11 protein-coding genes and 2 pseudogenes are annotated in these 12,245 nt (G+C 40.3%); 2 read left to right on the top strand and 11 right to left on the bottom strand.

The window, feature by feature from the left end; translation table 11 throughout:
• Nucleotides 1–22: 22 nt before the first annotated feature.
• Nucleotides 23–736, top strand: coding sequence for a 16S rRNA (guanine(527)-N(7))-methyltransferase RsmG (locus tag CWM22_02415; protein AUC90849.1), 714 nt, complete (start codon nt 23–25; stop codon nt 734–736).
• A gap of 41 nt (nt 737–777) precedes the next feature.
• Here the strand turns inward: CWM22_02415 and CWM22_02410 are convergent, their stop codons facing one another.
• The 9 genes and pseudogenes from CWM22_02410 to CWM22_02370 all read right to left on the bottom strand — a co-directional run bounded on the left by CWM22_02410 (nt 778) and on the right by CWM22_02370 (nt 8,921).
• Nucleotides 778–981: a cold-shock protein gene (locus tag CWM22_02410; protein ID AUC90848.1), complete on the bottom strand. Its 204-nt coding sequence runs from the start codon at nt 979–981 to the stop codon at nt 778–780.
• 159 nt (nt 982–1,140) lie between these two features.
• Nucleotides 1,141–1,974 carry an energy-coupling factor transporter transmembrane protein EcfT gene (locus CWM22_02405; protein ID AUC90847.1) on the bottom strand — a complete coding sequence of 278 codons (834 nt, stop codon included), beginning with the start codon at nt 1,972–1,974 and terminating at the stop codon, nt 1,141–1,143.
• Nucleotides 1,971–3,644, bottom strand: coding sequence for a heme ABC transporter ATP-binding protein (locus tag CWM22_02400; GenBank protein ID AUC90846.1), 1,674 nt, complete (start codon nt 3,642–3,644; stop codon nt 1,971–1,973). Before CWM22_02400 ends, CWM22_02405 begins: the two co-directional genes overlap by 4 nt.
• 111 nt (nt 3,645–3,755) lie before the next feature.
• Nucleotides 3,756–4,004 (bottom strand): lactoylglutathione lyase, encoded by a 249-nt coding sequence (locus CWM22_02395; GenBank protein ID AUC92825.1) that lies wholly within the window; start codon nt 4,002–4,004, stop codon nt 3,756–3,758.
• A gap of 326 nt (nt 4,005–4,330) precedes the next feature.
• Nucleotides 4,331–5,314, bottom strand: coding sequence for a rhodanese domain-containing protein (locus tag CWM22_02390; protein AUC90845.1), 984 nt, complete (start codon nt 5,312–5,314; stop codon nt 4,331–4,333).
• Between the two features lie 522 nt (nt 5,315–5,836).
• Nucleotides 5,837–6,757, bottom strand: coding sequence for a hypothetical protein (locus CWM22_02385; protein AUC90844.1), 921 nt, complete (start codon nt 6,755–6,757; stop codon nt 5,837–5,839).
• Between the two features lie 107 nt (nt 6,758–6,864).
• Nucleotides 6,865–7,413: a DUF3816 family protein gene (locus CWM22_02380; GenBank protein AUC90843.1), complete on the bottom strand. Its 549-nt coding sequence runs from the start codon at nt 7,411–7,413 to the stop codon at nt 6,865–6,867.
• A 20-nt stretch (nt 7,414–7,433) separates the two neighbouring features.
• Nucleotides 7,434–7,856: pseudogene (locus CWM22_02375) on the bottom strand (DNA-directed RNA polymerase subunit delta).
• 29 nt (nt 7,857–7,885) lie between these two features.
• Nucleotides 7,886–8,921, bottom strand: a protein-coding gene (locus CWM22_02370) for an IS630 family transposase (protein ID AUC90842.1) whose coding sequence is annotated in 2 segments (ribosomal slippage) — nt 7,886–8,426 and nt 8,425–8,921 — 1,038 coding nt in all. Because the reading frame shifts where the segments join, the coding sequence is not laid out codon by codon here.
• A 162-nt stretch (nt 8,922–9,083) separates the two neighbouring features.
• Between CWM22_02370 and CWM22_02365 the strand changes: the two genes are divergently transcribed.
• On the top strand, nt 9,084–10,205 hold the full coding sequence (locus CWM22_02365; protein AUC90841.1) for an IS110 family transposase: 1,122 nt from the start codon (nt 9,084–9,086) through the stop codon (nt 10,203–10,205).
• Between the two features lie 376 nt (nt 10,206–10,581).
• Here the strand turns inward: CWM22_02365 and CWM22_02360 are convergent.
• Both CWM22_02360 and CWM22_02355 read right to left on the bottom strand, forming a co-directional pair.
• Nucleotides 10,582–10,995 (bottom strand): annotated as a pseudogene (locus CWM22_02360) (DNA-directed RNA polymerase subunit delta).
• Between the two features lie 442 nt (nt 10,996–11,437).
• Entirely contained in the window at nt 11,438–12,154 is a 717-nt protein-coding gene (locus CWM22_02355; protein ID AUC90840.1) for a YebC/PmpR family DNA-binding transcriptional regulator, read from the bottom strand.
• Nucleotides 12,155–12,245 lie beyond the last annotated feature (91 nt).

The following is a 12,245-nucleotide window of genomic DNA, read 5'->3' as shown; positions in this document are numbered from 1 at the left end:
TAAATTATGATAAGATAAGATTATGAAACCTGAAGTATTTTATAAAACCTTGGCAGACCAAGGTATTCAATTAAGCGACCAACAAAAACACCAATTTCATCGCTATTTCCAACTATTAGTGGAATGGAATGAAAAAATCAATCTGACAGCTATTACCGAGGAAAGCGAAGTCTATCTGAAGCATTTCTACGATTCTATCGCTCCAATCCTGCGAGGCCATATTCAGAACGAACCTCTTCGGCTTTTAGATATTGGAGCTGGAGCTGGATTTCCTAGCCTACCTATGAAGATCATCTTTCCGCAACTAGATGTTACCATCATTGATTCTCTTAATAAACGAATTAATTTTTTACATTTGCTTGCCGAAGAACTAGAGCTCGAAGGTTTTCATTTCTATCATGGTCGTGCAGAAGACTTTGCACAAGATAAGAACTTCCGTGCACAATTTGACCTTGTCACAGCACGCGCAGTTGCCCGCATGCAGATTCTTTCTGAATTGACTATTCCTTATTTAAAGCTCAACGGAAAATTAATCGCACTCAAGGCGTCCAGCGCAGAAGATGAATTGACTCAGGCAAAAAACGCACTCAATCTCCTCTTCGCAAAAGTCATTGAAAACCACAACTATACTCTTCCAAATGGCGACCATCGAACATTGACCATCGTCGAAAAGAAAAAGGAAACTCCAAATAAGTTTCCACGCAAAGCTGGTATGCCAAATAAAAGACCCCTTTAAACATAAGAAAAGCGAGTTTCACTATGAAACCCGCTCTTTTATTATCCAATTTTTGTAATATTGGTCGCTTGAAGACCGCGTTGGCCTTGCTCCACTTCAAATGTCACTTTTTGACCATCTTCCAAAGATTTGAAACCATTAGACTGAATTTCAGAAAAGTGTGCAAATACATCTGGACCGTTTTCTTGAGCAATAAAACCAAATCCCTTTTCTGCATTAAACCATTTAACTGTACCTTGTACCATTTGTGTTACCTCTTTTTATTTATTTGTAAAACTTATCAAGAGGAAAAACAAAAGATGAAACTGATACTTAAACTCTAAATTTATTTACATTCCCTACTGTAACAGTATATTTCCTATATGTCAACGATAAAGGGTTGATAAGCCCAATAAACTCAATAATCATCGCCACGGATTATAGAATCGACCCTGATTAACAAAAAATAGATAGATTGTCACGACTACTAGAGCAAGAATAAATAGCAAGACAGCATAATCTATTCTCTGTAGAGGCTGTTGGGTATACCATGTTCTTTTTTTATTTTTTCCAAAACGCCGCAATTCCATAGCCGTTGAAATCGTATCAATCCTCTCCAAGGAGCTGAAAATCAGAGGAATGACAAGGGATAGATTCCCTTTTATACGATCCATCACTTTTCCTTTCTTGGACAATTCCAAACCACGCGCTTCTTGAGACATTCGAATCGTATAAAACTCTTCTTGAATATCTGGAATATAACGCATGGTCAAACTGACTGCGTAAGCAACTTTGTAGGATACCCCAATTTGATTCAAGCTGGAAGCAAACTGACTAGGATGAGTGGTCATGAGAAAGATAATCGCTAAAGGAACTGTACAAAAATACTTCAAGAGAAGATTCACCAGATAAAATGCTTGCTGACTCGTCAAGGAATAGACTCCCAGACCTGATAGCAAGGGAGTGTCTGCTCCGTAAAGTTCCACTCCATACCGTGGTGCAAACAAGTGAACCATCAGGGCATTCATTGCAGCAAAAATGATCGTCAGAATTAAAACAAGAGAGATTTCTTTATAACGAATCCCTGACATTTTGAACAAGGCTAGAGAAAATACTGCGATAAAAAGAATCAAGCGGGTATCATAAGTAATCATAGCAAGAATGGAAACTATGAGAAAAAAGAGTAATTTACTGACAGCCGATAAACTATGAATCAAGCCAGTTCCTGGATGGTAACCAATTAGTTTTTGTTGACTCATCTTCCTCTCCTTTCTTCCTGCATATAAAACGTCGTTAATTCTAAGGGATTAACTCCCAACCTCTCTGCCAAGTGAAAAATTGATGTTTCTTTTAAATTGGCTCGCTCAATCACCGTATCATCAGATAAAATTTCTGCTGGACTGGCATCTTTAATAATCTGCCCATCCACCACAACAACAGCTCTATCTGAATAATCTAGCATGAGTTGCATGTCATGGGTAATCATGACAATGGTGTGCCCTTGGGCATTTAATTGATCCAAAAACTCCATCATTTCCCGATAATGCCGTTGGTCTTGTCCTGCTGTTGGCTCATCTAGCAAAATAATTTCTGGATTGAGAACCAAGATAGATGCTATCGTTACCCGTTTTTTCTGCCCATACGACAGTGCCGAAATCGGCCAATTACGAAACGAATACAGGCCACATACTTTCAAGATATGGTGAACTCGGTGTTCAATTTCTTCTTCTGTCACCCCTCGCATACGCAAACCAAGGGCAACCTCATCAAAGATCATCGTTTGGCTAATCATTTGGTTGGGATTCTGAAGAATATAACCAATCCGTTCTGCTCGCTCTTTGACAGAATCTTCTTTGATCGACTGCCCCTTCCAGAGAATCTCACCCTCACCCTGAATAAAACCACAAAGCACCTTGGCTAAAGTAGATTTCCCAGCACCATTTTTTCCAACAATAGCTAGACGTTCCCCCTTATGAATCGTCAGTTGGATGTCTGTAAGAACTTGTTTGTTAGGATAGGAAAAATGAAGATGCTTGACTTCTAACAAAGCCTCTTTCTCTCCACTTTCAAAGTGTAGAGTCGGTAGGGATGCTATATTCAAAGCCTCAATATCAATTTCCCAAACTGAGGAGAGGCGTTCTGCCTGCGCAATCGGATATCCTAAGGCGCGAAGAGTCGATAGATATAAGGGTTCACGGATGCCGTTTTCCTGTAACAATGAGGTACGTAATAAATCATCCGGTCCTCCATTGAACAAAATCCGACCGTCATTAATCAATACAACTCGGTCCACCTGACGATACAGTACGTCCTCTAAACGGTGTTCGATAATAATGGTTGTGGTCCCTTCTTGCTTGTGCAGACGGTCAATCAAATCAATCGTATCTTGGCCCGATTTGGGGTCTAAATTAGCAAGTGGCTCATCAAACAACAAAATAGGACTCTCATCAATAAGAACTCCGCCCAGACTGACACGTTGCTTTTGACCTCCAGATAAATCTTGTGGTCGATGTGCTAGTAAATCGGTCAAAGACAGTCTTTCTGCCCAATCTCCTACTTTTTGCTTCATCACCACTTGGTTTTCCATATCGTTTTCCAAAGCAAAAGCTAGGTCCTCGGCAACTGATAAGCCAATGAATTGACCATCTGTATCTTGAAGAACCGTTGATACGAGCAAGGACTTATCATAAATTGAAAGATTAAACGCTTCCTGACCATCCAATAGTAAACTTCCGCTATGTTCTCCCTTGTAAATATTGGGAATAATACCATTAAGACATTGTCCAATCGTCGACTTTCCTGAACCAGATGGACCAATAATCAGAACTTTCTCTCCCTGATAAATCGTTAACTGAATATCTTTTAAAGTGGGTTCCTGTTGCGCTTGGTATCTAAATGTAAAATCTTTAAACTCAATGATTTTTTTCATAGGACTATTATAACGTAAATTGACTCTGAAAAAAAGGAAGAATCATCAGTTTCTCCCATTTCAAATAAGTTCATCCATGATTCTAGAGTAGATGAATTCTAACTTCCTACATCACAATCGCATTAAAATGATACCATCAAGGTCCGTAAAACTTGCTCCATAAAAGCCACGGGCATCTGTCGGGCATCCTGTAATTTGCCCGCCATTTGCTTCAACACGCTCGATAATTCTATCCACTTCTTCCCTACTCGCCACATTAAGCGAAATCAAGACTTCGTTGTCACTCGCTACTACCTGAAATGGTACGCGTTGAGCAAAGCTATCTGCCTGCATCAAAATCAAGTTGCCACCCTCAGGCAAAGTCGCAGACTTAATATGTCCAAACATCGCAACTGCAAAACCGATTGCTTCATAAAACCGACCAGCTATCCAAAGTCTGCTACTGCTAATACTCAATGAAAATCAAAAGTGACCGAGGAAACGAAGCCGAAGATAGAACTGAAGTTCATCAAGGCAAGTTGACAACGGATAATGTTGATTTTCGAAGAGGATAAGTTCATCCAAAATGACTTCATCTCCTTCTCTTTTCTAATTGATAGGCTTCGTATAGAATGGACTGAAAAAATATAAAGAATTCTGATTGCACAAAAAAATTGCACTGATTTTTCAATGCAATTTTGGTATTACTAAGCATTTGCTGGAGTAAGAGTTTCCCCAATCGCTTCCAAGCGTTCTGCCCATTCTTGATGAGTCAAGCCGTTTTCAGAGATGTAACGGTTGCGCTCATGAGCACGGCATTCAGCTGAACAGCCACGAACATACTTGTGCTCATTCTCTTCTGATGTCAAAATGCGACGGTTACAGAATGGATTGCCACAGTTGACATAGCGCTCACATGGTGTGCCATCGAACCAGTCCTTACCAACGACAACTGGGTTAACATGGTTAACATCGACCGCGATGCGCTCATCAAAGACATACATCTTACCATCCCACAATTCACCACGAACTTCTGGGTCTTTACCATAGGTTGCGATACCACCGTGGAGCTGGCCGACATCCTTGTAGCCTTCACGAACCATCCAGCCTGAGAATTTTTCACAGCGAACACCACCAGTACAGTAAACAACTACGCGCTTGTCCATGAATTTCTCTTTGTTATCACGGACCCATTGTGGCAACTCACGGAAGTTGCGGATGTCTGGACGGATCGCACCACGGAAGTGACCAAGGTCATACTCGTAGTCATTGCGTGTATCCAAAACAACTGTATCTTCGTCCAAGAGAGCTTCTTTGAACTCTTTTGGTGATAGGTAGGCACCTGTTGTTACAAGTGGATCAATATCGTTGTCAAAGTCATTGTCTTCCAAACCAAGGTGAACAATTTCTTTTTTATAACGAACAAACATTTTCTTGAAAGCTTGCTCATTTTCTTCATCAATCTTAAACCACAAATCGCTGAACAATGGGTTTGCATGAACGTAGTCCATGTACTTTTGAGTTGTTTCATAGTCACCAGAAACAGTACCGTTGATACCTTCGTCGGCAATCAAAATACGTCCTTTTAGTCCGATAGACTTACAGAAAGCTAAATGCTCAGCAGCATATTCTTTGGCATTTTCAATTGGAACATACTTGTAATAGAGTAGAACGCGAATATCTTTTGACATAGTGTCTCCTTTTCAATCTTTGCAGTAGATGATAAAACTCTGTCATTTCTAATAAATGATACCTTACGATTATATCGTTTAGCCCCTCAAAAGACAAAAATCTGAACTGAAAATTTAGAACCTGTATTCGCAGGTTCAGTGCTTATGTGTAAAAAATGAGGCTGGGCAAAAAGACCAACCTCGCTTCTCAGGGGTCGTGTCAACATCTCAGCGCAGTGGTTGATTGGGTTTAACAGTCCAGTGGACTGTTAAAGGTTGGAGATAGGATTTGCGAAGCAAATCTCAGCAATTCGTGTTTTGCACTCCAAATCTGACCTATACGACTGATGCGAACAGAGTTCGCTTCATCTCCAACCTCAAACTGTCCCCCAGACAGTTTGAGCTGTGCGGGGGTGGGAGTGAAACAGTCTGGGGATAGACTGTTTCAGCTCAACAACTTAAAACGAAAAATTGTTGACGAACTCTTTTTGACTTAATCGAGTTCTTTCCCGCTCCCATTTATTGAAGGTTCGCTATAACTTCTTAGTCGTCTAATTCTGTTTTCAGTTGTCGGAGTTTTTCCAAGGTATCATGTCCAATCAGTTGGTCCACTTTTCGCTTATGGCGTCTAGCAATATTTTCCTTCCATTTATCTTCAATAGGATTATGTGGCTTCTCGGCTTTCCTTTGCTCTTTGATTTCTCTTGCCTCCTGCCACTCCACTCCTTCAATAACTTCTTCCCAATAGCTGGCAATGGCAGAGCAGAGATAGAGTTGGACCTTATTCAACCAGTGTCCAAAAAAAGTTTGCGGAGCACTTTCCTCCACTAGCCGATAGGTCCTTTGGATTTCAATAAGTTGACTTTGGTATTTTTCCCACTGGAGCATAGCTTTACTCGGCTTTTTTCGATAAAGTTGACGCTGTTTGATTAGAGCTATATACGGTGCAACAAAACGACTCGTCCGTATCTTGATAAAATTTCTGGAGGAGCGAGTGGCCACCAGCATGCCTGAGGCCAATAAGCGTTCAACCTCCCTTGCCTGATTATCTGGAAAACGGTAATGGACTTGCCACCCCTCTTCTTCAACCACTAAGCGAATCTGCATTCTACCATTTTGCCAACTCGCCTCTACCTCTTGCTTTTCATCCCATAACTTTTGAAAAAAGAGAAGAAGGTAGTAGCATTGTTTACTAAGTTCATACCCACTGTTCGTGTGGTAAAGGTAGGTCCGAATCGCTCCTTTCATATAAAATTCGCCATGGAAATCATAAAAAGTTGGCTGTTTATATGTAGATTGTGATGGGTGGTTACTAACTCGGAAAACCTTATAATAATAATTATTCCAAAGAATGCAGCCATAAATTGATTTCGTCGTTTTCGATTGATAAAGACTTAAAACTTCCTCGTCAGGATTGAGTATAGAATGAATAATCGGTCCCAACTTTTCTTCTGTCCAGACCATACTTCTCCCCTTGAACACATGTATTTGTTTGTTTTATATTATTATATCATATTTGTATTTTTTGGTATTGAAAAAACCCTAGAATTTTTTCTAGGGAAAATAAAAACTTAATCTTTAGACAAACTACCTGTCTTCGTTTGAGATTTTGCATAAACAGCCAAAAGGAGTGTCCCTGCAATAGCAACTGTAATACTGTTTGCAATACCTGCCACAAGTCCCTGTGCAAAGACCTTATTCGCCGCCTCACTATAGATAAGAATATCTAAAACTGGGGCAATGACTCCCCAAGCAATGAGGTTAGCTACTGCTTGAAAAATATTGAAAGCAAAAATATCTTTTCCGTCAAAAATTCCTTCTTGAATACGCAGACGATTTCTAGCAAAACCTAACACCAAGCCGAAAACTGCTGAGGCTAGAACCCATGACCACCAAGGCGACCCACCTCGCAGTGCGTCTATAAAGGCATGACCAATAAGCCCTACAAAGAAACCAACAATTGGTCCAAAAACAATTGACAAGAGCGACTGAACTGCATACTGCAATTGAATGTAGGTATTTGGTACAAAGGTTGGAATACTAATCAGCAAACCAATAACAACAAAGAGTGCTGCGCCGATACCAGTAGCAACGACTGTTTTGATTGAATTATTTTTCATAACTATCTCCTAAAATTTCTTTAATTACTAATACGTTTGATTTCAATATGCCAGTTTTGACCTACACCGACATTATAAGCCTTGGCAAATGAGCCCTGATTAATCGCAACACCTACACGATAGAGGGAATTGATATAAATCAATGGGTGTCCGATACGTACATCCGCAAAGGACTTGCCATAGGTTACTTGGTTTTGATACACAAGCATGTCATTATTGTATATGGTCACTTCAAAGCGATCTTTAAACTGCGGTTGCAAGGTGTAAAATTCTTCCCTCGTAATCGAGGTCCAAAGCGAGCCGAATCGAACATCTAGAATATCAATTGCACCTTTTACATAGTCCGAACCAACTTCCGTTGGGACTGTTGGAATTTCCACAATCTCATCCACGCTTAATTCTGGACCAACTTCTTCAAAGCTAATGTGTCCAGAAGCCAATTTATACTCAACAAAAATCAAAAGCAAACCAGTCAAGTGTTTTTAAACCATTGTCTACTAACAATTGGTTTTAAAATAGACCAATCTAACTCTCGTATTACTTCTTGAAGCTTGTTTATCACATCGTCTAGTGTTTTAAAAGCTTTATTCTTAAACCCTCTCTTTCGAATCTCAGCCCAAACTTGTTCAATTGGATTCATTTCAGGAGTATAGGGAGGAATAAACTCAAAACCAATATTATGTGGTTTCTCTAAGGTACTTGATTTATGCCAAACGGCATTGTCCATCACTAATAAAATATAATCGTCAGGATAAGCTTCAGATAGTTGTTTGAGAAAAACATTCATCCAATCTGTATTACAGCCCCCAGCGATAATGAAGAAGGACTCTCCTGTATGGGCATCAACAGCACCATAGCAATAGCGATACTCACGAATATAGTGACTATGTACATGCGGTCTCACCCCTTTTGGTGCCCAGGCCTTCCCAATTTTACTGATCCGACCGAAACCCGCCTCATCTTGATACATTAGCCTGACTTTATGATAGCGACGACTATTCTTGAAGCGCTTTCCTGTTTTCGTGAATGAAGATTTTATTTTTAGACGCTAGAATCGTTTCGGCGTCTGCTTTTTTAGGGTGTTCTGGTCTTGGCGTCACTTTGCGCCAACCATGGCGTTTAAGAATGGCATAGAATCCTTCCTTGGTCGTAGGGTGTCCAACCCGTTTCTGATAAGCTTCATAGAGAGAGTTTATCGTCACAAATTCGCCATTTAGTGAGGCTGTTAACTGTTCTTTTAGAAACGCTTCCTCTTCTTGAAGGGTTAAATATTGACGGTTCCGTCCACCTCGCGTTTCTCTTACTAGAGCTGAAATCCCCTCAAGTTCGTACTTGCGCTGTAAGGACCAGATTGTATACTTTGAATAGCCGATGAGGTTAGTGATTTCCTTATAGCTAAGACCTTCTGCTCTGAACAAGATAACTTGAAGTCGTCTATGAAATGGAGAATAGGTTTTATCTTTCAAATAAGTTTTTAATTCTTTCGTTTGTTCGATAGTAAGTTTCATAAATCTATTATAGGTTAGTTTTTGTTTTTTGAATAGTATTAGCTCCCGTATAGACAATATGTAAAGACCCCCAGTTGAGAATTCGTGGATTTACCTGTACACTAGAATAAAAAAAACAATCAACTTCTAACAGGAATTACCACACTCAATTGGAGGTCTTATATGTTTCATTTTACCACACTTTTCATCGGAATGGATGTTCACAAAGAAAGTTTTTCACTCTGCTATTATGATATGATGGCGAATCAATTCAAACATAGCACTAAAGTTGGTCCAAATGTTAGCTATATTGTGAACTATGTGAATGAGCTTCGTCGTTTATATGGTCAAGATGCAGAAGTGTTATGTGGCTACGAAGCCGGATGTCTTGGATTTACCCTATATCACCAGCTACAAGCTCACGGGATTCCCTGTATCGTGATGGCGCCTACAACGGTGATGAAGGAAGGATCTAAGCGTGTTAAGACTGATAAAAAAGATGCAGCTCAGCTCGCAAAAGCTCTGGCCTTTCGTAGCTATCGGCCTGTTCATATTCCTACTGTTGAGGATGAACAAGTCAAAGAATATATCCGCATGAGAACAGACCACAAAGTGGCTCTGAAGAAAATCAAACAACAAATTCTTGCCTTCTGTCTCCGACATGATTTTCGCTATACCGAGGGAAGCAGTAATTGGACACAGAAACATGTCCGCTGGCTCCATTCCCTAAATCCTGATGGACTTTACGCAGAGATTTTGACAGAATACCTATTGACCTATGAGAAATTAGTAGATCAAATAGAACGGTATGATGCGCGAATTGAGCAACTGGGTCAAAGCGACAGTTATCAAGAGAAGGTCTCATGGCTCTCTTGCTTTATTGGCATTAAAACACTAACCGCACTTTCCATTGTGACGGAAATCGGTGATTTTAACCGCTTTGCGACAGCTCAACATTTTGCTTCCTATCTTGGGCTAACTCCTAACGAAAATTCTAGCGGTGACAAGGAGAGAAGAGGTGCTATCACCAAAGCTGGGAATAGCCATGTGAGACGACTTCTGATAGAAGCTGCACAATCATTGGCTAAGGGGACGATTGGGTATAAATCCAAAGAATTGAAACGGAGACAAAGTGGAAACCGAGTGGAGGTGATTGCTTATGCGGATAAGGCTAATGAACGCTTAAGAAGACGTTATCGCACACTTGTTCTAGGAAAAAATAAGAAACAAAATGTTGCTAAAACAGCTATTGCACGAGAATTGTCTGGTTTTATTTGGGGGATGATGACAGGAAGAATAGCTTGAAGTTAGCGCTTGTTTTCATGTACACTTTTGACCATTAAGTTTTATCATCGCAGAGCGATGAGGAATCCCTATTTCTATCCAAAATCACTGGGTGAATTTGGACAGAAATAAGGATTGAAATCATGTTTGAATGGAAAGTATCTTGAAGGAGTTTAGGACTTCAAGGTTTGAGTCATCTACGAAATGACTAAGTGGCACAATTGTGATCCACGCTTATAGAGAGTAGGACTCGCGGCAGAACCATTGACCTGTAGGTAACCAATCCACGAATATCAGAGTGGCCAATGCCCGAAGCTAAGAACTAGGCTCTTTCTAGATACTTTTCATTTTTTAATCAGTTCGATTGTTTTTACTTGACAAAGGGCTTTACATATCAGGCATAAACATCTCGACCATGGAAGGTGTACGAATGTTCTGTATTGGCACGGCGATTGGCCACCTCTGAAATTTCTCGAACCGCCTTTATCCCCACATATTTTTTGATGAAGGATAGCGTCCCATTATCTGGCGTTACAATGTAGTGATTTTGTTCGGTCAAAGCTACTACACTCTTACGTTTTGAACCAACTCCCGGATCAACAACCGAAACAAAAGTTGTCCCCTCCGGCCAGTATTCGACTGTCTGAAAAAGGCGATAAGAACCCTCAAAAATATTGTAGGGTGTAATATCGTGGGTGAGGTTGTGAACAACTAGGTCACGCGACTCCTGAAGAGCAACACCAATCATCGCTGAAACTGCACCATCAACTAAACCAAAATCTGATTGTAAAACAAGTAAATTATTTGACATAGCTCCTCCTAAAAATAATACCACTCTATCATATCAGAAAAGATAGAAGCTTTCAAATAGCTTTTTCCTAAACAATGCTATAGTTTCGCCTTATAGCTAATTTTTTTAGAACAACTTATTTACATCTTCAATCTGAACATTTAACAGTTGGTTATTAATTGGCAATCTGGCACTAAAAAATTTCCCAACGTCCGTTCTAATTTCCAATCCAGACTTCGAACTTTGATATTTATACAAAGAAAACCGCCTAGCGTAGTTCCAATTTCCAGCCTTCTAATAAAAATGACTGTCCCCCGGACTTTTGAATATAAAGAAAACCAGCTTCCGCTGGTTCTCATTTCCAACCTTCTAGGACGTCCCACGTACAATGAGAATCGTCTGCCGACGATTTCAATTTCCAGCCTTTTAATAAAAATGACTGTCCCCCGGACAGTCATTTTTATTAAAAGCCATCTACATTTGTGTAGATTTTTTGGACGTCTTCGTCGTCTTCGAGGGCGTCGTAGAGTTTTTCAAATGTTGCGAGGTCATCGCCTTCAAGTGATACTTCTGATTGTGGGATCATTTCAAGTTCAGTGACGTTGAACTCTTGGATTCCTGATTCTTTAAGTGCCACGATGGCCTTGTGCAAATCAGTTGGTGCTGTATAAACAGTGATTGTGCCGTCTTCTGCTTCTACGTCATCCACTTCGACATCTGCTTCAAGGAGCAATTCGAAGATGGCATCTGCATCATCACCAGCAAAGACAACCACACCTTTTTTATCAAACATGAATGATACAGAACCAGATGCACCCATGTTACCGCCGTTTTTACCAAAAGCAGAGCGCACGTTAGCTGCCGTACGGTTTACGTTTGATGTCAAGGTATCAACGATAATCATAGAACCATTTGGTCCAAAGCCTTCGTAACGACCTTCCACGAAGGTTTCGTCTGTGTTTCCTTTTGCCTTGTCAATGGCCTTGTCAATGATGTGTTTTGGAACCTGCGCTTGCTTAGCACGGTCGATAACAAATTTCAGCGCTGAGTTTGTTTCTGGATCTGGGTCACCCTTTTTCGCTGCTACATAGATTTCAACACCAAATTTGGCGTAAACTTTTGAGTTAGCACCGTCTTTTGCGGTTTTCTTGGCTACAATATTGGCCCATTTACGTCCCATGGGGCACCTCCTACATTTTATAAAATCGCTTTATTATACCATAAATGGCAAGGATTGAGAAGATTTTTAAAAGCAAAAGACAAGCTCGCAT

Source organism: Streptococcus suis (genome assembly GCA_002831545.1).
Classification (GTDB): Bacteria; Bacillota; Bacilli; order Lactobacillales; family Streptococcaceae; genus Streptococcus; species Streptococcus suis_P.
Note: the sequence above shows the minus strand (reverse complement) of the source record. Positions and strands in the feature narration are given on the sequence as shown.

Excerpts from the sequence above, each read along its gene's own strand:
- CWM22_02415 (AUC90849.1), top strand. The coding sequence starts at position 23 with ATGAAACCTGAAGTATTTTATAAAACCTTGGCAGACCAAGGTATTCAA.
- CWM22_02410 (AUC90848.1), bottom strand. The coding sequence starts at position 981 with ATGGTACAAGGTACAGTTAAATGGTTTAATGCAGAAAAGGGATTTGGT.
- CWM22_02405 (AUC90847.1), bottom strand. The coding sequence starts at position 1,974 with ATGAGTCAACAAAAACTAATTGGTTACCATCCAGGAACTGGCTTGATT.
- CWM22_02400 (AUC90846.1), bottom strand. The coding sequence starts at position 3,644 with ATGAAAAAAATCATTGAGTTTAAAGATTTTACATTTAGATACCAAGCG.
- CWM22_02390 (AUC90845.1), bottom strand. The coding sequence starts at position 5,314 with ATGTCAAAAGATATTCGCGTTCTACTCTATTACAAGTATGTTCCAATT.
- CWM22_02385 (AUC90844.1), bottom strand. The coding sequence starts at position 6,757 with ATGGTCTGGACAGAAGAAAAGTTGGGACCGATTATTCATTCTATACTC.
- CWM22_02380 (AUC90843.1), bottom strand. The coding sequence starts at position 7,413 with ATGAAAAATAATTCAATCAAAACAGTCGTTGCTACTGGTATCGGCGCA.
- CWM22_02365 (AUC90841.1), top strand. The coding sequence starts at position 9,084 with ATGTTTCATTTTACCACACTTTTCATCGGAATGGATGTTCACAAAGAA.
- CWM22_02355 (AUC90840.1), bottom strand. The coding sequence starts at position 12,154 with ATGGGACGTAAATGGGCCAATATTGTAGCCAAGAAAACCGCAAAAGAC.